The organism is Winogradskyella aurantiaca (assembly GCF_003362725.1).
GTDB lineage: Bacteria > Bacteroidota > Bacteroidia > Flavobacteriales > Flavobacteriaceae > Winogradskyella_A > Winogradskyella_A aurantiaca.
This window is the reverse complement of sequence record NZ_QKTV01000002.1, coordinates 233,532-258,631: the sequence shown is the minus strand read 5'-3', so window position 1 is coordinate 258,631 and position 25,100 is coordinate 233,532. Positions and strand designations below refer to the sequence as shown.

At 38.1% G+C, this 25,100-nt stretch carries 21 protein-coding genes; 15 read left to right on the top strand and 6 right to left on the bottom strand.

Annotation, left to right across the window (positions count from 1 at the left end; translation table 11 throughout):
• Positions 1-29 precede the first annotated feature (29 nt).
• On the top strand, positions 30-1,040 hold the full coding sequence (locus tag DN064_RS05325; RefSeq protein WP_115461593.1) for a 3-oxoacyl-ACP synthase III family protein: 1,011 nt from the start codon (positions 30-32) through the stop codon (positions 1,038-1,040).
• Between the two features lie 264 nt (positions 1,041-1,304).
• Here DN064_RS05325 and DN064_RS05320 read toward each other — a convergent pair whose 3' ends face one another.
• Positions 1,305-3,779 carry an outer membrane beta-barrel family protein gene (locus DN064_RS05320; RefSeq protein ID WP_115461592.1) on the bottom strand — a complete coding sequence of 825 codons (2,475 nt, stop codon included), beginning with the start codon at positions 3,777-3,779 and terminating at the stop codon, positions 1,305-1,307.
• A gap of 101 nt (positions 3,780-3,880) precedes the next feature.
• Here DN064_RS05320 and DN064_RS05315 point away from each other — a divergent pair, with 101 nt between their 5' ends.
• Complete coding sequence (locus DN064_RS05315) at positions 3,881-4,243, top strand: CoA-binding protein (protein ID WP_115461591.1); 363 nt, start codon at positions 3,881-3,883, stop codon at positions 4,241-4,243.
• Here the strand turns inward: DN064_RS05315 and DN064_RS05310 are convergent.
• From DN064_RS05310 to DN064_RS05300, 3 genes are all read right to left on the bottom strand, one after another.
• On the bottom strand, positions 4,227-5,579 hold the full coding sequence (locus tag DN064_RS05310) for a vanadium-dependent haloperoxidase (protein ID WP_115461590.1): 1,353 nt from the start codon (positions 5,577-5,579) through the stop codon (positions 4,227-4,229). The two genes, DN064_RS05315 and DN064_RS05310, sit on opposite strands and share 17 nt — an antisense overlap.
• A 6-nt stretch (positions 5,580-5,585) precedes the next feature.
• Positions 5,586-8,828 carry a VCBS repeat-containing protein gene (locus tag DN064_RS05305; RefSeq protein WP_115461589.1) on the bottom strand — a complete coding sequence of 1,081 codons (3,243 nt, stop codon included), beginning with the start codon at positions 8,826-8,828 and terminating at the stop codon, positions 5,586-5,588.
• A gap of 89 nt (positions 8,829-8,917) precedes the next feature.
• On the bottom strand, positions 8,918-10,366 hold the full coding sequence (locus tag DN064_RS05300) for a sodium:solute symporter (RefSeq protein WP_115461588.1): 1,449 nt from the start codon (positions 10,364-10,366) through the stop codon (positions 8,918-8,920).
• A gap of 88 nt (positions 10,367-10,454) precedes the next feature.
• Here DN064_RS05300 and recR point away from each other — a divergent pair, with 88 nt between their 5' ends.
• The 12 genes from recR to DN064_RS05240 all read left to right on the top strand — a co-directional run bounded on the left by recR (position 10,455) and on the right by DN064_RS05240 (position 20,257).
• Complete coding sequence (gene recR / locus DN064_RS05295; protein ID WP_115461587.1) at positions 10,455-11,072, top strand: recombination mediator RecR; 618 nt, start codon at positions 10,455-10,457, stop codon at positions 11,070-11,072.
• An 8-nt stretch (positions 11,073-11,080) separates the two neighbouring features.
• Positions 11,081-12,187: a glycosyltransferase family 2 protein gene (locus DN064_RS05290; RefSeq protein ID WP_115461586.1), complete on the top strand. Its 1,107-nt coding sequence runs from the start codon at positions 11,081-11,083 to the stop codon at positions 12,185-12,187.
• A gap of 82 nt (positions 12,188-12,269) precedes the next feature.
• On the top strand, positions 12,270-13,649 hold the full coding sequence (locus DN064_RS05285; RefSeq protein WP_115461585.1) for a dihydrolipoamide acetyltransferase family protein: 1,380 nt from the start codon (positions 12,270-12,272) through the stop codon (positions 13,647-13,649).
• Between the two features lie 101 nt (positions 13,650-13,750).
• The gene (locus DN064_RS05280) at positions 13,751-14,524 is read left to right on the top strand and encodes a 3'-5' exonuclease (RefSeq protein WP_115461584.1); all 774 of its coding nucleotides are present in this window, start codon (positions 13,751-13,753) and stop codon (positions 14,522-14,524) included.
• Positions 14,525-14,526: 2 nt separating this feature from the next.
• The gene (locus DN064_RS05275; RefSeq protein WP_115461583.1) at positions 14,527-15,138 is read left to right on the top strand and encodes a fumarylacetoacetate hydrolase family protein; all 612 of its coding nucleotides are present in this window, start codon (positions 14,527-14,529) and stop codon (positions 15,136-15,138) included.
• The gene (locus DN064_RS05270; protein WP_115461582.1) at positions 15,138-15,479 is read left to right on the top strand and encodes an Hpt domain-containing protein; all 342 of its coding nucleotides are present in this window, start codon (positions 15,138-15,140) and stop codon (positions 15,477-15,479) included. Before DN064_RS05275 ends, DN064_RS05270 begins: the two co-directional genes overlap by 1 nt.
• Positions 15,480-16,727, top strand: coding sequence for a competence/damage-inducible protein A (locus DN064_RS05265; RefSeq protein ID WP_115461581.1), 1,248 nt, complete (start codon positions 15,480-15,482; stop codon positions 16,725-16,727).
• A 78-nt stretch (positions 16,728-16,805) separates the two neighbouring features.
• Entirely contained in the window at positions 16,806-17,042 is a 237-nt protein-coding gene (gene rpmB, locus DN064_RS05260) for a 50S ribosomal protein L28 (RefSeq protein WP_115461580.1), read from the top strand.
• Between the two features lie 27 nt (positions 17,043-17,069).
• Positions 17,070-17,252 carry a 50S ribosomal protein L33 gene (gene rpmG / locus DN064_RS05255; RefSeq protein WP_115461579.1) on the top strand — a complete coding sequence of 61 codons (183 nt, stop codon included), beginning with the start codon at positions 17,070-17,072 and terminating at the stop codon, positions 17,250-17,252.
• A 19-nt stretch (positions 17,253-17,271) separates the two neighbouring features.
• Entirely contained in the window at positions 17,272-17,424 is a 153-nt protein-coding gene (locus DN064_RS05250; RefSeq protein WP_115461578.1) for a DUF4295 domain-containing protein, read from the top strand.
• Between the two features lie 143 nt (positions 17,425-17,567).
• Entirely contained in the window at positions 17,568-18,524 is a 957-nt protein-coding gene (gene ftsY, locus DN064_RS05245) for a signal recognition particle-docking protein FtsY (protein WP_115461577.1), read from the top strand.
• A 59-nt stretch (positions 18,525-18,583) separates the two neighbouring features.
• Entirely contained in the window at positions 18,584-20,257 is a 1,674-nt protein-coding gene (locus DN064_RS05240) for an amidase family protein (protein WP_115461576.1), read from the top strand.
• Between the two features lie 97 nt (positions 20,258-20,354).
• Here the strand turns inward: DN064_RS05240 and DN064_RS05235 are convergent, their stop codons facing one another.
• On the bottom strand, positions 20,355-22,712 hold the full coding sequence (locus DN064_RS05235; RefSeq protein WP_115461575.1) for an arylsulfatase: 2,358 nt from the start codon (positions 22,710-22,712) through the stop codon (positions 20,355-20,357).
• A gap of 364 nt (positions 22,713-23,076) precedes the next feature.
• Here DN064_RS05235 and rimO point away from each other — a divergent pair, with 364 nt between their 5' ends.
• Positions 23,077-24,381: a 30S ribosomal protein S12 methylthiotransferase RimO gene (gene rimO / locus DN064_RS05230; RefSeq protein WP_115461574.1), complete on the top strand. Its 1,305-nt coding sequence runs from the start codon at positions 23,077-23,079 to the stop codon at positions 24,379-24,381.
• On the opposite strand, the gene DN064_RS05225 is transcribed toward rimO, so the two are convergent.
• Positions 24,378-25,079, bottom strand: coding sequence for a hypothetical protein (locus tag DN064_RS05225; RefSeq protein WP_115461573.1), 702 nt, complete (start codon positions 25,077-25,079; stop codon positions 24,378-24,380). The two genes, rimO and DN064_RS05225, sit on opposite strands and share 4 nt — an antisense overlap.
• Positions 25,080-25,100 lie beyond the last annotated feature (21 nt).

The window sequence follows — 25,100 nt, the reverse complement described above, 5'->3', positions numbered from 1 at the left end:
ATAGCTAGATTTTAAACTACAGGATAAGAATGTACAATTCAAAAATTACAGGATTAGGGAAATATGTTCCTGAAAATGTTGTCACCAATGAAGATTTAAAAAAATGGATGGACACAAGCGACGAGTGGATTCAGGAACGTACCGGAATTCAGGAACGTCGATGGATAGATCCAAAAACCAGTGACGACACTACCTCAATAATGGGTGCTAAGGCGGCCCAGATAGCCATGGATAGAGCGGGTCTTACTAAAGATGATATCGACTTTATCATCTTTGCTACCTTGAGTCCTGATATGTACTTTCCAGGTGGGGGAGTCAGAGTTCAGGAAATTCTAGAGATGCCTACTATTGGTGCTTTGGATGTGCGTAATCAATGTTCGGGATTTATTTATGCGTTGTCCGTTGCAGATCAGTTTATTAAAACGGGTATGTACAAAAATGTCCTTGTTATTGGAAGTGAGAATCACTCTGGTGGTTTGGAACGATCTACAAGGGGAAGAAATGTTACCGTTATATTTGGTGATGGGGCTGGTGCAGCCATTTTATCTAGAGAAGAGGACAACTCCAAAGGAATATTATCAACACACCTTCATTCTGAGGGACAATACGCCAAAGAACTTGCTTTAGAAGGGCCTAGCACGGGTAGGTGGGTAGATGCCATAATGGAAGACAATGATCCGGATGATGTGTCTTACTACCCTTATATGAATGGACAGTTTGTCTTTAAACATGCTGTTGTAAGGTTTAGTGAAGCTATTATTGAAGGATTAACTCAGAACAATTTATCCAAGGACCAAATTGATATGCTTATTCCACATCAGGCCAATTTGAGAATATCGCAATTTATCCAGAAGAAGTTTGGTCTTTCGGACGATCAGGTCTATAATAATATAATGCGCTACGGTAATACTACTGCAGCTTCCATTCCAATTGCCTTAACCGAGGCGTGGGAAGAGGGTAAAATTAAAGAAGGCGATAATGTTGTACTAGCAGCTTTCGGAAGTGGATTTACCTGGGGAAGTGCTATCATTAAATGGTAAAATGAAAAAGCCGAAATTCTAGAATTTCGGCTTTTTCAGCTATTAACCAACCTAACTAACACTTAATTATATCCAGAACGGATATAACAATAATTACTTAAAACTTACTTATTAGACGAACAAACTCTCTTTTTATTGCAGAGAGTTGGATATTTAACGCTTAATTAACAAAAACCCAGAGACTTAGCTCTGGGTTTTCTAAATAGAACCAGTGGCCTAAACACTAACCATCAAATTATTTAGCCATTGATTCTCGGGTATATATTAAAGGAAACCACCACCAGATTTTTCATCATTATCTCTGCGTTTTCTAGATTTAGCTCGGTATTTTCCGCCACCGAATCTATAAGATAGACTGCCGTAGATAGTACTAAATTCTGGCTGAAACATAGCTTCTTGAAGAAACGGACGCTGACCGGTTATGGCAATTTCCTGAGTGTTTAAAATATTATTGAAGTTTAAACTGAAGGTCGCTCTATTGTCGGATAAGAAGTTATATCTAAAACCGGCATTGACAAAGTACATAGGAGCCATTTCAAACTGTAGTCCTTTATTTCTTCCTCGGTAAAGTCCAAATAAAGAAAAGGATACTTTTTCACTGACCTTAAAATTGTTGAACATTCTAAGGTTGTAAATCACATTGGTTACTTCGACTTCTTCAACCACAATATCATCTTCCTCTGGGTCTGGAATGGTTGGGTCCAGAGTTTCGGCGAATCCTTTTTGAGATTGGGAATACAAGTCAAAACTAGCATTAAAGTTCCACCATTTCGTTGGTCTGTAGTTACCAGAAAGTTCTAGTCCATACGCACTTGTGGTATCAAAATTTTCCCAAGTAAGAATAATGCGTCCTGTTCCCAGGTTTGCTCTGTCTATTAACACCGCCTGATTTATTTCGTCTTCGATTATTCTGTAGAATACACCACCAGTGACGCTCCCTTTCTCAAATTGTCGGATGTAATTAACTTCTAAAGAATTGGTAAATTGTGGCAACAGTTCCTGATTACCAAACTGAGAAATTAGAGGGGTATTCCACTCAGGAATTGGATTGACCTGGCCAACTCCTGGTCGGTCGACCCGACGGCTGTAAGAGAATTGATAACCATTTTTTTCGGATGGATTAAAGGTCACAAAGACGCTAGGATAAATACCTATATAATCATTTTTAAAAGGGTATTCAGTGCGCTCACCGGTTGACAAATCTGTTTCTTCTGCAAGCGTTTCTACAGAAACCGTTTCGGCTCTAAGCCCTATTTGATAGGTCCATTTTTCCTGGTTATTGCCATAGCTGGCATACAGCGAGTATATATCGCGCATGTAGTTATAGTTGGTACTCGTTGGAATATAGTCTCCATCTTCGTTTTGAACTCTGGCATCTGAAACATAGTCAATGACATTATTGAAAATCCTTGCCTGTGCTCCAGCTTCTAACTTACTTTTTTCGTTAAGTGGAATAATATAGTCTAGGTTTATTGTGGTTCTGTCGCGATCAATCCGAGTAAGTTCGTCAAAATTAGGCCTCAGATTCTCACCGGAAAAACGGTTAAAGGTCTCAATGGTATTATCAAAAATATTATAGTCAGCCTCCAACTCAAGGCTTTGCCCAGCCCTTCCAAATTCAAATTTATAATCAAGATTGTACTGTGATGTTGAGTTGCTACTGTTATTATTTAGTACTTGAAGCTCTCCATTTTCATCACTTGTTTCAAAAAAGATCTCAGTCACCCCTTCAGTTTCTCCATTAAAATCATTTTGATTGGTAAAAAATGAGACGGTGTGTTTTTCATTTATGTAATAATCCAAACCAAGCTTGTATAGATGTGATTGTCGTCCATCTTGAAAATCAAAGGTCTGAGTTGTATTTACCTGAGGTTGCGAAATAAATCCAGTAGTCACGTTATCTGATATGTTGTTTCCATAGTTTCCATAGAAATTGAGCTTGCCATTCCTGTAGTTCATGTCTATAGAACTATTGAATTTTGGTTCCAATTCATAACCAAGTCCCACATTGATATTTCCATTGAAACCAACATTAGCATTTTTGTATAAAATGATATTGATGATACCACTCATGCCATCAGGGTTGTATTTAGCCGATGGGTTGGTTATTAATTCTATTTGCTTAATAGAGGTGGATGGGATCTGTCTAAGCAATTGCTCTGGTGCAATATTGGTTAGTTTGCCATCTACCATGATCTGCACGTTTTGATTGCCTCTCATGGAAATTTGACCTGTTTGCTGATCAACATTAATAGAAGGTAGATTATTGAAGATGTCAGCTGCAGTTGGGCCGGCAGTCGTTAAATCCTTTCCAATAGTGATAACCTTCCTGTCAACTTTTTGTTGGATGGTAGAAACTTGGGCAACTACTGTAACTTCATCAAGTCCCTCGGCACTTTCAGTAAGCATTATATCCCCTAGATCTATTTTGTAGTTATTTTTCCCAAGTGTCACCGATTTAGAAACCACTTCATATCCCATATAACTGATGTCCACAACAACGGCTCCTTCCGGGATTTTATTAATAGAAAACTTGCCATCTTCTGTGGTAATGGCACCGGTAATAATGTTTCCTATAAGGTCTTTTACAATGATATTGACATAGGGCAGTGGTTCTGTAAGTACAGAGTCCATAACACGACCATTAATAGATCCAGTTCTTACATCATGAGACGCACTGGGTTGGGAGAACATGGCAACTGATGAGATTGCCATGCACAGGGCAAAAAAGAATTTCATTTTTTAATTGATTTATTTGATTGATGAACATTAGTTGTTAGGTAGACGACTATTTTTGAACTCTGTTACTATATTATTTTTACTTAACACTAAATTAACAGATGTCAAAAACCACACTTGTACTGGGAACTTCCTTAAAACCAAACCGTTACTCCAATTTGGCCGTTAAGAAATTAAGAGCGAAAAATTTTGAGGTCAAAGCATTTGGATTAAAAGGCGGAACTATTGATGATGTCACCATTGATACCGAACGGATTGCTTATCCGGATATTCATACAATTTCCTTGTATTTAAATCCTAATGTTCAGAAAGGCTATTACGATTATATTCTTTCTTTGAATCCTGAGCGTGTCATTTTCAATCCTGGAACAGAGAATATGGAATTGGTAAGTCTATTAAAAGACTATGGTATACCTTCGGAAATAGCCTGTACCCTCGTTCTACTATCTATTGACCAGTACTAGCGAGTTTCTTTTCTTTAAAGAAGCTAATTTTTGAATTGGATAGTTCACCAATCTTAATACCTTGAGATAGACCTTCAACTACCGCTGCTTTGTAGTGAATTCCACCATACAATCGGCTTATTGCTGCTTCTTGGGCTGCTGCTCTAAAAGATTCGAAAACGCGCATGGGGAGTCCATAAGGCAATTCCGTTGTATCTTCAAAATAGAAGTTATCACCAAAGATATCTGTCAAAACTTCTGAAGAGGCACCAGACACCACTGAGTGACCACTGGTATACTCAGGAAATGGAGGAGTTTGCAATATAGGAGCCCAATCCAGGTCAATATATTTATTAATTAAGGTCTCAGGTCGTACCAAATTACTCCGGTATTTTTCATCCCAGCAACTTATAAAGGCATCTGCAATGGCCATGGATGTTTTGGTATATGCAAACACTGTTCGGCTAAAATCTGCTTCAGTTTGTTGACAGGCTATTTTACAGATGCCGATCCAATGTGCACCTGGTGTGATCTTTTTCTCTGCAAACATAAAGTGACCCTTATTGACAGAAACAAAAGGGTTACAGTCCCAAAATCTAGCTATAGCAATCTCAACAGATTCATCCCCTTTCTCTCGTATTTCGTTGTTAAGGTCATATACTTCCTTTAACTCCTTATAAAAAGGGGTGTCTTCTTCTAATGAAAAGTCTGGATGACGAATAGGTTTAAACTGAGAGGCAGAATCCAAGGCAAATGGTCTAATGGTATTCCAATGAGGCTCAATACCTTTCATATAAGCCGGCGGTGTCGGTTCCCAGCGAGCAGGACTCTTGTCATAGATGTTATAATCAGGCAAGGTCCTTGATTCAGCATAACCATCTTTATTCATCCATTTAATAACCTGATCAGATATGGAAAGACCGTATGATTTGGATTTAAGGAAACTGTCTGCGTTTTTTAGTTCCCATTCTGCATACAAACTGTCCCTAAAATCTGTCATCATCTCTTTAGAGAATACCAATTCTTTAGCAACATCCATATAAGCAATTAGAGCAGCTAGCTCCTTGTTCGCTTGAGTTTCGCCAGTGGTCTCGCTGATAGTAAGGTCTTTCAACTGCCCAGATAAGGATTTAAAATAGTCATCATTTTGATTGAGAACTTCATAGGCGGCAACATTTGGATACACATACAATCGGCTGGCAACCGGCGGCGAAAAGATATCATGAACCATGATCTCCGTAAGTTTATCAACAGCCTTATGGTAGTCGGTGGCTGAAATTTCAATCGGTTCTGTTTTCGTATTACAGTTTTGTAATATTAATAGGGTGATAATTAAGAAGCGGTATGTAAATCTCATTATCTGTTATTTATCAAATTGGTAACTCTTAACACTATCGTTATTTGCAACGACTAATAATACACGATTGTCTTTCATATCTACAATAACGACGTCCTTTATCTGCTCATTTATAGGATCAAGCCCTTTATTTGATGCAGGTACGATCGTATCATTAGAAACATCCCAGAAATACCCTTTCAATGAAGAGTAGGAACCATGATATGTGTTGAATCTATAGGTGTTTCCGGTGATCAACAATTGCTTATTGTTGCCTAGTTCAAAAGATTCAAAATCATAGATCGGGCCAAGCTGTAAACTTGAATCAAACGGTACAAACGTATTAAATTCATTATTGTCATTGTGTAAATAACCTGATGTTAAAGTAGCTGCCTCATACTTGGTGGCTTTTTTTAAAGTACCACTCTTCAAGGCATCGACCATTGATTTTCCAGCATAGGCTGCATGAGATGTATATATCTTGTTGATAATATTCATCTGTGCAGCAAGTTCATCTTTTGTATTTAGTGGATAATAAGTGCCATTTCTATTGTATGCAATCATCGTTTCATTAACTCCATTTTCATCAAAGTCGGAGTAATAAAGTTGTAAGGGTCCATCGAAATACAAATTGAATTTTGAATTAAGCCCCAAATTACCTAGTAGGATGTCTTGATCGCCATCATTGTCTACGTCGGCAACGGTAATGCTCTGCCATAATCCACTTAATTCTTGTGGTAAATTAATAAGATCAAGAGATGCATTTTTATTTAGATAGACTTTAGGTTGATCCCATTCTGTAGCCACTAACAGGTCCTTTATACCATCATTATCAATATCGGTCCATTCGGCATCCATGATCATGCCGTTCAGTACAAAGTTTGGGTCTTTGCTAAAGGAGCCTTTTCCATCATTTTTAAGGATATAAGAGGCCTCCATTTTTCCAAAACTATTTGGGTTGCTCCTTATCCCAACAAAAAGATCCATATCCCCATCCTGATCGTAGTCGTACGAATTAACAGTTGAAGTAACCATTGGATTTTGAGGTATCGCATTGGTTCCCCTAATGAAGTCTCCGTTATTATTTATGTAAAGTCGATCATAATTTAAAGTCTCAGCATTAATTTCACTGATACCCGATCCAATGTAGAGATCTAAGTCTCCATCCATGTCTGCATCAAAGAAGGTGGCACTATTGTCTTCGTATGCCGCATCAGCAGCAAAAGAAGATATGGCAACTGATTTGAAATCATTCCCCGAATTCATAAAGAGTTGCCCGGATTTACCTGATGCACCACCAATATAAATGTCCTCAAAGCCATTGTTGTCAACATCACCAACCGCAACAGCTGGCCCCATGGTTGATACCTTATATGGTATTAATTTTTCTTCAACAAAATCGTTATAGCGATCTTCTACATGAGTGAAATCTATAAGATTTGATTTTTCAAAAATTGCCGTTTCCTGCCTTGCAGACTCTTGACCATCTTTGATATTTGATTCATCGTATACTAACTGGATACTAGAGTTGATTGTTGGATTGATAACCGTTTGAATCTTGTTATTTGGCCATGTGATTACAAGAGAATCCACCTTAATACTAGAGTCAAGACCAAAATGTAAACTTCCATCAATTGAAGACATAAAACCTCTGGACTTAAAAACCTGCTTAAGTTGACGTTCACGATCGTTATAAAGTTCCACCTTTGTTCCAAGGCCTTCTATATTCTGGTCTTTATATTTAAGACTAACGTTAATTGAGTTAGTCTCTGATGTGTTGTTTTGGTAGATACTGGCAACCTGATTGAAATTATTAGTAACAATGTCCAAGTCACCATCATTATCTAAATCAGTGTAAATAGAAGCATTTGAGATTTTTGGAACATTGCTAATCCATTCTCCGGTTTTATTACTGAAATCACCATTAATGCCTTTATAGATTTGATTACTGACATTACCATCAGGCATTTCCCCAATGGCATTGTAGAGCCAATTTAATCCTTCGGCTTCTGATTTTCCCTTAAAGGCACTGGAGACGTATTTCTTGAAATCAAGACCATTAGGTCTTTTAGGAATTCCATTTGAAATGAAGAGGTCTTGCTGACCGTCATTATCAAAGTCAGCAAATAATGGGGCCCAACTCCAGTCAGTATCTGCAATCTGGTTTTTTAAGGCTTCTTCATGAAAATACTGTCCTTGATGAGAAATTTGTAGCATATTTCTACTGTACTGATCTTTATAACCAAGATTTGATAAATGCACTTGCATGTTGAACATGGCATCATCACCCTCAGTCTCCTTTAGTACTTTTTCGTCCCAGGGAAGCATATCAAGGGTTATAAGGTCTTGATAACCATCATTGTTGATGTCCGCTGCATCGCTTCCCATAGAGAAGCGACTGATCGTGTTGAATTTAGACCCCAGAGTTTCAGTAAAGGTCCCATCATGATTATTCACATAAAAGTAATCGTCTTCATGAAAATCGTTACAGACATAAATGTCGTCCCATCCGTCGTTATCAAAATCAGCGATTGTTGCACTTAAACCATAACCGTTAACTCCTCCGTAAATATTAGCATCCTCACTAACGTCTATAAAGCTTCCGTCATCATTCTTAAAAAGGACGTCTCCAACAAGAGGGGCTCTTTCATTTCTGAGACTTGCTTTTCCATGAGACAAGTTGGTATGAACGGCGTGGTTAACTAAGTACATATCCAAATCTCCATCCTTATCATAATCAAAGAAGTAAGACTGCGTAGAATAACCTTTAAAATCCAGTCCATAGCTTGAAGATTCTTCACTAAAGGTGTTGTCTCCGTTATTAATGTATAATTCGTTATGACCTTTAAAATCCAGTAACCCTGAAACCGCACAGACATAGATATCGAGATAGCCGTCTGCATTGATATCTACCATGGTAACACCTGTATTCCAATCGGAATTTCCGTTAATGTTTGCAGAAGCTGAAATGTCCTCAAACTTCATATTTCCTTTGTTGAGGTACAATTTATTGTCATGCTCGTTGGAAACAAAAAATAGATCTTTTAGGCCGTCGTTATTAATGTCTCCTACGGCAACACCTGCTCCATTATAAAAGTAGATATAGTTAATAATACTGTGTTCAGGAGTATCTTCAACCATGTTCATAAAGTCTACCCCTGTAACAGCTGAATCAAGTTCATTAAACAGATACGATTGTTCTTGTTTCTCCTCTTTATTACAGGAAATAACAAGAAAGGCCAGCATCAATAAACCGCCTAAATATTTCATAAAATTTTCTTAAAGGAATCAATTCGTAAATATAAAAATTAATCCTTGATAGACCAGAAAAATACTGGTTACCTTGGCTCCTGTCAATTTTAAGATTTTCTAAGTCGTAATAGCTGAAGTCCCAGAAACATAAGGATCCCGTTGATGATTAAAATTTCGAAGCCAATTTTATAACCATTGAATAATTCAGCAGAATAACTATTAATCAAATAGGCAATAATAGGAGACAGAATTGCAATTACCCACACCCACTTATCTTTAATCTGTGTTCTAGTGAATAAACCAAATGCAAATAAGCCTAATAGTGGTCCGTAGGTATATCCAGCAGCCTTGAATAATTCCCATATCACAGAGACGTCTTTAAATAAAAGATCAAAAATTATGATGACAATTACCAGCACAATACTAAAACCAATATGGACCTTTTTACGAATATTCTTTTGCTCAACATCGGGCCTTTCATTGATTCCAATGATATCGATGCAATAAGAAGTAGTTAGTGAGGTTAAGGCTGAGTCTGCACTTGAGTAAGCAGCAGCTATCAACCCAAGAATGAAGAACGCTGAGGTGACTTGACCAATTTCTGGGAGCATGGCAATGGTGGGGAACAAACTGTCTTTTTTGGCCTCTATTCCATTTTGTAGGGCATATTGTGTCAATAATAAACCCAAGGCTAAAAACAAAATGTTCACGAAAATGAGCACCACACTAAAGGAGATCATATTTTTTTGAGCATCCTTTAAGTTTTTGCAAGTCAGATTTTTTTGCATCATATCCTGGTCCAGGCCTGTCATGGTAATCGTAATAAAAATACCAGATAAAAAACTTTTCCAGAAATATTGCGGATCGTTGGTATCATCAAAAAAGAAGACTTTACTCATGGCATCAGACTTAACATAGTTCACCATTTCTGATAGGCCATTTAGTCCAAGTGAAGACGCTAAAAAGATGACAGTGACTATTACAGAGATTAGCATGAATAATGTCTGAAGCGTGTCGGTAAAAATGATAGTTTTAATACCACCCTTATGAGTGTATAGCCAAATTAAGGCAATTGTTATAATAACCGTAATCGGGAAGGGGATGCCGAAACTGTCAAAAACTAGTAGCTGTAATACTTGTGCTACCAGGAAAAGTCTGAAAGCTGCTCCAATTGTTCTGGAAATTAAGAAAGCACTAGCACCGGTTTTATAACTCACCCTACCAAATCTCTCCTCCAAGTAGGTGTAGATAGAAGTGAGATTCATACGGTAATACAGTGGCAATAAAATGTAGGCTATGACTAAATAACCAAAGAAATACCCAAAAACCACTTGTAAATAGCCAAATTGATTGGTTTCAACAGCACCCGGTACAGAAATAAAAGTCACCCCCGACAAGGAGGCTCCAATCATACCAAATGCTACCAAATACCAGGGGGCTGATTTATTGGCTCTAAAAAATGCCGAATTTGAGTCTTCCTTACCCGTTAAATATGAAATAATGATTAGAACGAGAAAGTAAAGGCTAACAATACCAATAATGGTAGTAGGAGACATAAAATGGAATTAAATTAAGACCAAAATAAACTATTTATAAAACATCTGAACTAAGATTGTCCTTCAAAAAATAAGTAACTTCGCTGACATGGAATTACCCTCAAAACTTCTCGACAATGCTGTCAATGAAATAGCTTTACTTCCAGGAATTGGAAAGCGAACAGCACTTCGTTTGGTGTTACATTTATTAAGACAGCCTAAAAATCAATCAGTTGATTTGTCTGAGGCTATTAAAGAACTTCGATTGCATATAAAATATTGTAAATCCTGTTATAATATTAGTGATGAAGACATTTGTACTATTTGTGCTAATAAGAGTAGGAATTCTGAGTTAGTCTGCGTGGTAGAAGACATCCGTGATGTGATGGCGGTTGAAGCGACAAGCAGTTTTAATGGCCTTTATCATGTTCTTGGGGGGAAAATTTCGCCTATGGATGGTATTGGTCCTCATGATTTAACCATTACCCCTTTAGTGGATAAAGTTAAACGAGGGGATGTCAAAGAGTTAATTTTTGCTATGAGCCCAACTATTGAGGGTGATACGACCAATTTTTATATTTACAGACAATTGCAGGATACAGAGGTTAAAATGTCGACAATAGCTCGTGGGGTTGCGGCTGGAAGTGATTTGGAGTATACAGATGAAATAACACTTGGTCGCAGTATCATAGATCGTGTACCATTTGAAACCTCTTTAAAAAGTTAAACAGATTATTGAAGCTTTCTGTAATAATTCTCAATTATAACGTATCTGCTTTTTTGCAACTCTGCTTGCAAAGTGTGGCTAAGGCACTCGATCCTATCGACGGTGAGATTATTGTAATCGATAATAATTCTACGGATGACAGCTGCCTCATGGTGGAAACCCATTTTCCACAAGTGGTACTAATAAAGAACACCGAAAATTATGGTTTCTCCAAAGGAAATAATATTGGTGTTCGTAACGCTAAAGGGGAGTTTGTTTGCATTTTAAATCCCGATACGGTAGTGCCTGAAAACTGTTTTACAGACTTGCTCAAATTTGCTGAAAGTAAGCATGAATTAGGTGCTGTTGGTTGTCAGCTTTTAGATGGTCGAGGTCATTTTTTACCTGAAAGTAAGCGTAATATACCAACACCATGGGTTTCTTTTAATAAGTTGATGGGGCTGAATCAATTGTACTATCATCTTGATGTCTTGCCGGATAACACTTCTGAGTGTGAAATACTTGTGGGGGCATTTATGTTGATGAAAAGAGGTGTGTATAATAAACTCGGCGGATTTGATGAAGATTTTTTCATGTATGGGGAGGATATTGATTTATCCTATCGTTTACTCAAAGCAGGTTATAAGAACTATTATGTTGGAGGTACCTGTGTTATACATTTTAAAGGGGAGAGCACTTTAAAAGATAAGAATTATACCCAGCGCTTTTATGGGGCCATGCAAGTGTTCTATAACAAGCACTTTAATTCGAATATATTTCGCGATGCTGTTGTCTCATTTGGAATCAAATTAGCATACCTACTCCGATCCAGGGAAGAGGACTCTGGTATTGTGGTGGACACTGTAACAGTGGTTTCTGAGAAACCTATTATATCTGAACAAATTTTTGACAAGGAGGTAACTTCAGTTGCTAATATTGATAGCTTGAATATTAGTCCTGCTGCCATGATTGTTTTGGATTCTGAGACACTAACGTTTGGATCAATAATCCATTTTATGAAATCGCATGGTCTACAGAAAGGATTGTTTTTTAGGATTAAACCCAAAAACTGTAAATTTATCTTAGGGAGCGACCATAGTTCTAAGCGTGGAACCGTCACTCCAATCAAGTCTTAATATTGAATTAAATCTAACAAAATAGATTATATTTTATTAATTTTGCAATCGAAATAAAAATAAGCACCTTCAAATTACAGATATGGCAAAGTTTGAGCTGAAATTACCGAAAATGGGTGAAAGTGTTGCAGAAGCAACCATCACGTCCTGGTTAAAAGAGGTAGGCGATACCATTGAGGCGGATGAAGCCGTTTTAGAAATAGCAACAGATAAAGTAGATAGTGAGGTTCCAAGTGAGGTGGATGGTGTACTTGTTGAAAAGTTATTTGATGTAGATGATGTGGTGCAGGTTGGTCAAACCATTGCAGTAATTGAAACGGAGGCATCAGCTGAAGTTAGTGCTCCAAATGTTGAAATTAATACCCCAACCCCCGAGCCAATTGCTCCAAAACCGGTTGAGCCAGCTGCTGTAAAAGAAGCAGCAGAGAGGGTAGTGGCTGCCCAAGCAACGGTAGCTACACCAATTGTATCGAATGGAGATCGGTTTTATTCTCCTTTAGTTCGCAATATTGCCAGTAAAGAGGGTATTTCTCAAACAGAATTGGATACTGTTCCAGGAACAGGAAAAGATGGACGCGTTACAAAGAACGATATAAAGGCCTATTTGAAATCTCGTGCAACACAAATGCCAGTGGAGGAAGTTAATATTCCTGCTCCTAAGGTTGAATCTAAAGCAGTTAAAACTTCTGTATCAAAGGCTGAGATTCCAAAACAGGAAGTTGCCAAATCCGCAACCCCGGTTGTTACTGCACCTGGTGATGAAATTATCGAAATGACTCGGATGGGCAAGTTAATTGCCAAGCATATGGTTGATTCGGTTCAAACTTCAGCGCATGTGCAATCTTTTATTGAAGCTGATGTTACCAATATTTGGAATTGGAGGAAGAACAATAAGGATAATTTTAAAGAGCGCGAAGGTGAGAACCTGACTTTCACTCCAATATTTATGGAGGCGGTAGCCAAGGCGTTAAAAGACTTTCCTTTAATGAATATTTCTGTAGAAGGGGATAAGATCATAAAGAAACGCGATATTAATCTAGGTATGGCAGCTGCTTTACCAGATGGAAATTTAATTGTTCCAGTCATTAAATATGCAGATCAACTGAACCTTTATGGTATGGCTAAGCGCGTCAATGATTTAGCTAGTCGCGCCAGAGAGAATAAATTGAATCCTGATGATATTCAAGGCGGAACTTACACAGTTACTAATGTGGGGACCTTTGGAAGCATTATGGGGACACCAATTATCAACCAGCCTCAGGTAGGTATTTTAGCTTTAGGGGCTATAAGAAAAGTACCAGCGGTTATAGAAGGTGCTGAAGGAGACTATGTGGGTATCAGATATCGTATGTTCTTATCACATTCTTATGACCATCGTGTAGTCAATGGAGCTTTAGGAGGACAGTTTGTAAAGGCGGTTAAAGATTATCTGGAAGCCTGGGATATAAACAGGGAGATTTAGGGTGACATAAAAAGTAAAGTTAAAGGCGTCGTTAATTGCACGGCGCTTTTTTTATGGCTGAAACCGTTTAAACATAGTACCTTTGCCAAAATTTAATTTGCATGCAACTCAAACTGAATAAACCCATCTGCTTTTTTGATTTGGAAACGACTGGAATCAATATTTCAAACGATAGGATCGTTGAAATTTCTATTTTAAAAGTACATCCAGACGGAAAGGAAGAGCGCTATACCAAACGTGTTAATCCAACCATACCCATTCCTCCAGAAGTAACAGCTGTTCACGGGATTTCAAATGAGGATGTGGCCGATGCTCCTACCTTCAAGCAAATTGCAAAAGAAGTACACCAGTTAATTAAGAATGCAGATCTGGGAGGGTTTAATTCCAATCGATTTGATATTCCGCTATTGGCTGAGGAAATGCTTCGCGCAGAGTTGGATTTTGATATGAAAAACAGATTGGCGGTAGATGTGCAAACCATATATCATAAGATGGAGCAACGAACGCTTTCCGCCGCCTATAAATTCTATTGCGACAAAAATCTTGATGACGCTCATAGCGCAGAGGCAGATACAGTTGCTACTTATGAAGTTTTAAAGGCACAATTAGATAAGTACGATACGCTTGATAACAGTACCAAATTCTTAGCCGAATTCAGTTCGAGGCGTAAGTTTGCTGACTTTGCTGGTTTTATTACTTACAATGATAAAGATGAGGAATGCTTCTCCTTTGGCAAACACAAGGGTAAGCGCGTGTTGGATGTTCTTAATCAAGAACCTGGCTATTTTGGTTGGCTCTTAAATGCCGACTTTCCGCTGTACACCAAAAAAGTATTGACAGGAATAAAGCTAAAAGCTTTGAACAACAAATTCTAGCTATGAAATTGATCTGTATTGGCAGAAATTATGCTAAGCATATCGAGGAACTGGATAATGAGCGGCCTGAAAACCCGGTGGTTTTTATGAAACCAGATTCTGCTATTCTTTTAAAAAAACAGCCGTTTTTTATACCTGAGTTTTCTAATGATGTTCACCATGAAGTAGAAATTTTGATTAAGATTAAGAAGATTGGTAAGTACATTGAAAAGCAGTTTGCGCATAAGTATTATGATGAGGTGGGTTTAGGTATCGATTTTACAGCAAGAGATTTACAGTCTAAATTAAAGGCTAAGGGCTTGCCATGGGAGAAAGCTAAAGCATTTGATGGTGCTGCAGTCATAGGACAATGGTTGCCCAAAACTCAATTTAAGAATGTCGACAACATTGGTTTTTCGCTTCAAATTAATGGGCAAACCGTTCAGGAAGGGAATACGAGTCATATGTTGTGGAAGATTGATGAGATAATAGAATATGTTTCAAAATATTTCACATTGAAAATAGGAGATATTATATTTACTGGCACTCCTGCTGGGGTTGGACCAGTAAAACCAAATGATCAAATGATTGGATTGATTGGAGATCAGGAAATGTTCAAAATAAAAGTAAAGTAATGAGTGATTTTTATAAACTAGATCGCGTTCGAGAAATGGCCGATAATGATGAGGATTTTGTAGTGGCTCTTGTTGGAGCATTTTTGGAAGAAGTTCCGGAAGATGCAGAACGACTAAAGAATGCTGTAGCCGAAAAGGATTATCACGAAGCCTATCAGGCAGCGCATAAAATGAAACCAACAGTTGATCTCTTCGAATTAGGTGTTTTAGAGACCCTTATTGAGGTACAGGATTGGGGTAAATTTGAACAGACAGATAAAAATGTAGATGCTCAATTAACCACTGTACTCGAAGCTGTTGAAAATGCATCCAATGATTTGAGAAGCGAATTCGGACTGTAGATGTTTGCTGAGATCATTACCATAGGCGATGAGATTCTCATTGGCCAAATCATCGATACCAATTCTGCATTTATATCCAAAGAACTTAATAAGATTGGCGTATCGGTTTTTCAAATAACCTCTGTTCAGGACGATAGAGAGCATATTATCAAGTCCTTAAAAGAAGCTGAAGAGAATGCTGATATCATCATTGTTACTGGTGGGTTGGGACCTACAAAAGATGATATTACCAAAAAGACCTTTTGCGAGTATTTTGATGATGAAATGATTGAGAATCCCGATGTTCTCAAACATATAGAGTACCTTTTTAAAAAGTACATTTCCACTCCTATTTCTGATATGAATCGTCATCAGGCCATGGTGCCATCTAAGGCAAAGGTGATGATGAATGACTTTGGTACGGCGCCAGGTATGTGGATGGAACAAAATGGCAAAATCTTTATTTCCTTACCAGGAGTGCCTTATGAAATGAAGGCTCTAATGAAAAATCATGTGCTACCAGGATTAAGAGAAGCTTACAATTTCCCCTTTATTAAGCACAGAACCTTATTAACCTATGGTTTAGGTGAAAGTGCTATTGCGGAACGATTGCACGAGTTTGAAGAGCGTTTACCCTCATTTATCAAATTGGCATATTTACCAAACCTTGGCAGAGTGCGGCTAAGATTGTCAGCTAAGCACGATAATAAAGATGTTGTCACCAAGGAAATAGAGAAGCAGGTCAAAAACCTAATACCTCTGGTAGAAGATATATTTACGGGTTTTGAATCGGATGGACCAATTGAAGCTCAAATTGGAAAAATGCTAGTTAAAAAGGAATGGACGCTTAGTACAGCTGAAAGTTGTACGGGAGGAAGAATAGCCCAAATGTTAACAAGTATTCCTGGTGCATCACACTATTTTAAGGGGGGTATAGTAACCTATGCTACAGAAACTAAAACAGAATTGTTAGGGGTTAATCAAGATTTGATTGAAGGACATTCTGTAGTAAGTAAAGAGGTTGCCGAGGCAATGGCACTTGGAGCCTTAGAAAAGTTTAAAACGGATTATGCTGTAGCCACTACTGGCAATGCCGGGCCTTCTAAAGGAGATTCCGATGCTGAAGTAGGAACTGTTTATATTGCAATTGCCTCAAATGACGGGGTGTATTCGGAATATTTTAAGTTTAGTAATCATCGCGAAAAAACCATTCAAAAGGCTACAAATAAGGCCTTTGAAATGCTTCAGAAAGAAATTTTAAAAAAGTAGGTTTTAAGTTTGCTGAGAACTAAAGATTTACTAAATTTGCACCCTGTTTTAAAAGAAGATACTTAAAGTTTAGTAACGATGTCAAGAGTTTGTGAATTAACTGGAAAAAAAGCAATGGTAGGGAACAATGTTTCTCACGCCATGAATAAGACTAAGCGCAAGTTTGATGCTAACCTTATAAAAAAGCGTTTCTATATTCCAGAAGAGGATAAATGGATCACTTTAAAGGTTTCGACATCTGCATTAAAGACTATCAACAAAATTGGTATTTCTGCAGCGTTAAAAGAAGCAAGAGCTAAAGGCTTCTACAAATAAGAATAACAACGGCTAAAGAGCACAGTAATGGCAAAGAAAGGTAACAGAGTTCAAGTAATATTAGAGTGCACAGAGCATAAGTCTTCTGGTATGCCAGGAACTTCAAGATATATTACTACTAAGAATAAGAAGAATACACCAGACCGTTTAGAGATTAAGAAATTTAATCCTATCCTTAAGAAGATGACGGTTCATAAAGAGATTAAGTAAGACTGTAAATTAGGAAATCATGGCAAAGAAATCAGTAGCATCATTACAAACAGGATCTAAGCGTTTGACAAAAGCTATAAAAATGGTAAAGTCTCCTAAAACAGGTGCTTACGTTTTTGTTGAGTCTGTTATGGCTCCAGAGTTTGTAAAAGACTTTTTAGCAAAGAAATAATTTAAGGAACATTATAAATGTCCTGAAACTGCTTTCATTTGAAAGCAGTTTTTTTATGGCTATCTTTGACGTCTTTGCTGACAATGTTTCAGTCTGAACCCTTCGGCAAGTGTTTTGCTGTCGTAAAGAAAACCGATTAGAGCATGAGCTTTTTCAAAAAAATATTCTCCTCAGAAAAAAAGGAAACACTTGATAAGGGATTAGAAAAATCCAAAACCTCATTTTTTACCAAATTAAATAAAGCAGTTGCCGGAAAATCTAAAGTTGATGATGATGTTCTTGACAACCTTGAGGAAGTTTTAGTAACGAGTGATGTAGGAGTAGATACGACGCTTAAAATTATTGAACGTATTGAAGAGCGTGTAGCAAGAGATAAATATTTAGGAACTTCTGAACTCAATCAGATTCTTCGTGAGGAGATTGCGGGCTTATTGTCAGAGACCAATAGCGGGGAGGAACGGGAAATATCCATTCCCATAGATGTGAAGCCATACGTCATCATGGTAGTAGGTGTTAATGGCGTAGGTAAAACAACTACCATTGGTAAATTAGCCAATCAGTTTAAAAATAGAGGTCTTAATGTAGTGCTTGGAGCTGCAGATACCTTTAGAGCAGCGGCCATCGATCAGTTGCAAGTATGGGCAGATCGGGTAAGCGTACCTATTGTAAAGCAAAAGATGGGAAGTGATCCCGCTTCGGTCGCCTTCGATACGCTTCAAAGTGCAGTGACACAGAATGCGGATGTGGTTATAATTGATACTGCCGGGCGACTGCATAACAAGGTTAACTTAATGAATGAGTTAACCAAGGTGAAACGAGTGATGCAGAAGGTGGTTCCAGACGCTCCCCATGAAGTACTTCTGGTATTAGATGGTTCTACTGGACAGAATGCTTTTGAGCAAGCTAAGCAATTCACTGCCGCAACTGAGGTCAATGCCTTGGCTGTAACAAAATTAGATGGTACTGCCAAAGGGGGAGTCGTTATAGGTATTAGTGATCAGTTCCAAATACCAGTAAAGTATATTGGAGTAGGAGAAGGAATTGAAGATCTGCAAGTGTTCAATAAATACGAGTTTGTAGATTCATTTTTCAAAGCCTAGCTTCGTTTCCAATTTCATTCTTGCGTCATGGTTTCGTATTTTTAGAAAAAATACCAACTATGAAACGATTTACTTTCCTATTGTTTGTTTTAATTGTATGTTCTTGTAAACAAACAAATTCTAACCCCACTGCATCAGAGTCCCCTGAGGAACCAGAAACAGTAGAGAAAGACTCATCCCAAACGGATGATCTTAAGGATATTTCTACAAAAGACTTTAGAGAATTTAAAGTTCTGGATTCAGAACATTTATCAAAAGAGGGGATTTGGGAGACTGTCAATCCTCAGATGGCAGATTTTACCCAGGCCGATCATGACCGACTTAAGTCAATGATTTTAGAGCAGGACATCCCAACATTACAAGCCGCAGTTTCTAACGGTGATTTCTCTTATGAAGAACTGACTAAGTTTTACTTGTTTAGAATTAGAGCTTTTGATAGAGAAAATAACATTTCTCTAAACTCGGTTATTTCAATTAATCCAGAGGTTATAGAAAAGGCGAAAGAAATGGATGCCGCAGTACCATCCGATAAAAACCACCCCATTTATGGCATGCCCCTTCTGTTAAAGGATAACATTAATGCCGCTGGAATGGTAACTACTGCTGGTGCAGTTGTACTTAAAGATAACGTAACGGATGACGCTTTTATGGTTACCAACTTAAAATCTAAAGGGGCACTTATTTTAGGAAAGGCAAATCTTAGTGAGTGGGCTTATTTTTTCTGCGGGGATTGTCCAAGTGGGTACAGTGCCGTTGGTGGGCAAACCTTAAACCCTTATGGACGAAGAATTTTTGATACAGGTGGATCTAGTTCAGGAAGTGCAGTGTCTGTAGCTGCTAATTTCTGTGCGGCTGCCATAGGAAGTGAAACCTCAGGTTCTATTTTATCACCAAGTTCACAAAATTCAGCAGTTGGATTAAAACCAACGGTTGGTTTGATTAGTCGATCAGGGATTGTGCCCATTTCATCTACCTTAGATACAGCCGGACCAATAACCAAAAATGTAGTCGATAATGCCATTGTACTTGACGCGGCCTTTGGTGAAGATGAATCCGATAGGAAGTCCTTCATGATTTTATGGGATTCAGGTTTTTATTATCCAGATCTTCCACAAGCCAGTCTAGCTGGCAAACGATTTGGTGCTCCAAAACGATTAATGGAAGATAGCTTATTTGTGGTTGCTATTAATGACCTCAAACAGCTCGGTGCCGAAATTGTGGAGCTCGACGAATTGGAAATTGGTTTACCTAAGTTTATCAATTTGCTGAATTTAGATATGAAACGAGATTTACCAGTATACATGGAAAAATACGCCAATGACAGTATCAGCCTGAGAACAGTAAGCGACATGGTAGCTTTTAATGCAGCCGATAGTGTTGCTACAATGCCCTATGGCCAACGTTTGTTTAGAGGAATTGTAGCTGATATGGGAACAGATGAAGAGCTGCAACAGATAAGGGATACCCTAAAACTTAACGGTAAGACATTCTTTGACACACCAATGCAAGCGCAGCAACTTCATGGATTCTTGTCAATAAATAATTATCATGCCGGCTATGCTGCTGTTGCTGAGTATCCAGCCATCACAGTGCCAATGGGCTATGAACAGGATGGAAAACCAAAAGGCCTAACCATCATTTCTGGACGTCTAAAAGAAAAAATGTTGTTAGAATGGGCTTATGTTTACGAACAAGCTACGAAGCATCGTAAGACTCCCTTGGATTTTAACTAGTTCAATCCGGATCTAACATTCTTTACTATTTAAGTTAAAGCGGAGTCTCAATTTACTGGCTCCGCTTTCTGAATTCTAATTATAAATAAAAGGTGTATTAATCATTTATGGCGATTTTCACGTATTCGATCGTGCCATTAAATTGGTTTTTTGGACCTACGGCATAATCTTCACTCACAGGACTTGAATCATCCCATCCCACAGAGGCACCTTCAGAGGTGGAATAAACAAACGGCATTGTTTTTCCTACCGATCCTCGTCCAACCACTTCGTTATTCACTCTTAAAGTAACTTGTCCTCCCTTCCCAACTCCATCTCCTTCATATTCAAATTCCATTTCAACTAATTGCCGTCCTTCTTTTAATTCTGAGGTCGCTAACGTTTCATATTTTTCATCACCGAGATAGTTGTAGTTGTAGCAGAGTTTACCATCTTTTGCGTAAAAGACGTATCCGCCAAAACGTCCACCCATGGCTAATATCACGCCTTCTGCTCTATCCGTTACAGTGACTTCAGATGTGATTTTGAAACTTGTATTCTTAGTATTAATAAAAACATTTTCAAATAAATGATCCATACCTGAATAGACTGTTAGTTCTTTTCGGCCGAACATTAAATCTGGTCGTCCAGCTATTTTGGGGTTAATACGTTCCACCACTCTGTCATCTAAAGGATATACGTTGTTAGCAATAGCTTCTTGGTCGAATAATTTTTTCATTTCGTTAAGCTTCTCAGGCATCTTTTTCGCGAGGTCTTTACTCATTGAAAAATCATTTTTAAAGTCGTACAACTCCCATATGTCGTCTTGAAATGATCGTCTTGGCTTTTGTTCCCATGCAGCCTTGTGTATCACTTGAGCATACCAGCCATCATGGTATATTGATCTGTTTCCAAAACCTTCAAAATACTGAGTCTTGTGGTTACTTGTTAGGTTGGGATTTTCAAATGAATAAGCCATACTTTTTCCTTGCATGGGAATTTGCTTAGCCCCATTAACATGGGTTGGCTCCGGGAGCCCGGCTAACTCAAGTATGGTTGGTGCTACATCAATTAAATGATGAAATTGGTGTCGCACTTCACCTTTAGCCTTAATTTTATCAGAATAGCTAATAATTGCACCAACAAACGTTCCACCACCAGAGGCTACCTGTTTCGTCCATTTAAATGGGGTGTTAGCAGCTACTGCCCATCCTGATGAATAAATTCCATTATAATCTTTTCCACCGAAACCATCTATTTCCCCAGCTCTTGAAGCTGTATCATCTAATACATTGTTGTAGTAGTAGTTAATATTCACTAAACCGCTTATGGTACCCTCGGCACTTGCGCCATTATCACCCATGATGTAGATAATCACTGTATTATCTAGTTCACCCAGTTTATCAATAGTTTGCACAACTTTCATAACTTGGGCATCAGCGTGTTCTATAAAGGCAGAACCTACTTCCATTTCTTTTTCATGAACCCTTTTTTCTTGAGTACTTAGGGTTTTCCAATCTACGATGTAAGGCTCTTTTTTAGCCAGCACTGTATTTCGATCAACAATACCTAATTCTTTTTGATTCTTCAAGGTGGTCTTTCTTAATTCATCCCACCCATTTTTAAATTTACCCTTGTATTTATCAATATATTCCTGAGGTACCTGGTGTGGTGCGTGTGCTGTACCTGTTGAAAAGTACATGAAAAATGGTTTTGCCGGATTCAATGATTTTTGACTTTGAATCCATTCTGCAGCCTCTCGTGCAAAATCTTCTTGTAAATGAAAATTAGGATCTTCATAGTCGATATCCACAGCTGTGGTGCCATCAAAAATAGCCGGATACCATTGGTTTTGCTCGTCCCCTATAAAGCCGTAGAATTTATCAAATCCATTTTGAGTTGGCCAATAGTCAAAGGGGCCAGAAGCACTTACTGTCCAAGCAGGGGTTTCATGATTTTTTCCTATATACGCCGTTGCATACCCGTTCATTTGCAGCATTTCGGCCAATAGAGCAACGCTTTTTGGACGTTTGCCATCATAGCCGGGATAGGACGTAGCTACTTCAGAGACAGCGCCCTGATGTGCAGTATGAGCGTTTCTTCCAGTCATTAATGCCGCCCTTGAAGGGGAACACATGGGATTTACTGAAAAGTGCGTGTATTTTAAACCGTTTCGTGCTACCATCTCAGCGGCAGGCATGTTTACTGGTCCGCCAAATGTGCTTGAGTGGGCATAACCAACATCATCAAGCATTACTACCAAGACATTTGGTGCACCTTCTGGTGCTGAAACATCAAATGCTTCAGGCTGTGTGGTATTCCGGGCATCAAGTTCTGTGAATTTTGGCGCCGGGGGCGGAACAATAGGTAATTTTGTTCGGTCCAATTTCCATTCGGTTTTCTCAACCGAGTTATTTTGCGCATAACCCATTGATAATGATAGGCATAAAATCGAAAAAGCTATAATATATTTCATAGGACGACTTTTAATTATCTATGTTTTAAGTTAATTTCATAAGATTAAACAATGAGAAATTATCGATGAAACCCCATGTATCTGTCGATGAATAGTACTTTTGAAATGATTTCGCGAATTGAGGGTGTTAAAGTGATTTTAAGAGGCTTGATTTAGCAATACTATATACTCTGTATCAATGTACCGTTTATATTGACCAGTATTATTAGAGGATTTACTTCCTTTAATAGTCTTATAGACTTATGTATTTATAAATAATTTTCTGAAGGATCCCCGTTTATTGTACAACGTTCAAGTTTACGTTATGTATCTTTGCGCTCTTCTAGACGATTAATGCAATTGCTAGCAGGTATAATATAACTATATGAGAACCAAAACTTTAAAAAAGAATAAGATTAATGTTGTTACCTTAGGTTGTAGTAAAAATGTTTACGACTCGGAGGTGTTGATGGGTCAACTAAAGGCTAATGGAAAAGAGGTTGTTCATGAACAGGAGGGTAATGTAGTTGTTATCAATACTTGTGGTTTTATTAATAACGCCAAAGAAGAGAGTGTCAATACCATATTGGAATACATGCAGAAGAAGGAAGAAGGGGTTGTTGACAAAGTATTTGTTACTGGATGTTTAAGCGAGCGCTACAAGCCGGACCTAGAAAAAGAAATTCCTAATGTGGATCAATATTTTGGAACCACTGAATTACCATCACTCTTAAAAGCTTTAGGAGCTGATTACAAACATGAACTTATAGGTGAACGCTTAACTACCACACCTAAAAATTATGCCTATTTAAAAATAGCCGAAGGTTGTGATCGCCCCTGTAGTTTCTGTGCTATTCCATTAATGCGTGGAAAGCACAAGAGTACCCCAATAGAGAAATTGGTGATTGAGGCAGAGAAGTTAGCAGCCAATGGGGTTAAGGAGCTAATCTTAATTGCTCAGGACCTGACTTATTACGGTCTGGACTTATACAAAAAACGAAATCTTGCAGAATTACTGGAGCAACTTGTAAAAGTTGAGGGTATAGAATGGATCCGTTTGCATTATGCATTTCCAACAGGGTTCCCGATGGATGTATTGGAAGTTATGAATCGAGAACCCAAAATTTGCAATTATCTGGATATTCCTTTACAGCATATTTCGGATAGCATTCTGAAAAGTATGCGTCGTGGTACTACCAAAGAGAAAACCACAAAACTTTTAAAGAAATTCAGGATAACAGTTCCTGACATGACCATAAGAACTACTTTAATTGTTGGATATCCTGGTGAAACTGAAGACGATTTTCAAACTCTTAAAGAATGGGTTCGAGAAATGCGTTTTGAACGCTTAGGTTGTTTCACCTATTCTCACGAAGAGAATACCCATGCTTATAATCTTGAGGATGATGTGCCTGAAGCGGTGAAAATCCAACGTGCCAATGAGATCATGGAACTTCAATCGCAAATATCTTGGGAGTTAAATCAAGAGAAGATTGGTAAAGAATTTAAAGTAGTAATCGATAGAAAAGAAGGTAATTATTTTGTTGGGCGAACTGAATTTGATTCCCCCGATGTGGATAATGAAGTCCTAATACCAGCTGAACAAACCTATTTAAAAACCGGTGAATACTATCAGGTTAAAATAAAGGAGGCTGAAGACTTCGACCTCTATGCTGAAGTACTATCTTAAAGTGATGCCTTAATCTTTTCAAATTCAGGAAGGTTACCCATGCATTCGAAAGGATGAAATCGAGAGAACAATTCTTCGGAATACCAGCCTAATTCTCTAGTTTTTTTTACCATGGCAGCATGTTTATCATTCTTATAAGCGTAATCCATCATAGCCTTGCCGTCTTTCCATAACGAGTAGGTTGCTTGCATAAAAATGGGATATTCGCCTATACCTTTTGTAAATAAAAGATCCTCGTATGCATCCATAGACTTTGAAACGCTGGGCACATGACGCCAGAATTTATGAGCAAGTTTTGGTTTTATGGTTGCTCTGGTAATAACTGCAACTGGTCGGGTGGGATCAAAAGAGGCACCAGCTAAAAAAGGTTCTTGTTGGCTCCATTGGCCATGTGCTTTAATAGTATGCATTAATACATGCCCAAACCCCGAAGCCTTTTCTGTGTAAGGCTTAAGATATTCCGATTTAAGAAAAGCCTTAGCTCTATTTTCCGAATCAAATACACTTAATAAGGCGAACATTGAAAAGTCGGGCCAAATGGAAAATCCATTCCCACTGCCAATACCTAATGGTTTCCAAAAACTAAGGCCTTCAATGGTCTTATCGGCTATGGGTGGTCTACCCATACGGCCCAATGCTCGCCATTTGTTTTTTCGTCCGTGGTACTTAAAAAAGCTTATTATTGTGGTTTGTGCCACTCACTAACAATTGAGTAGGCT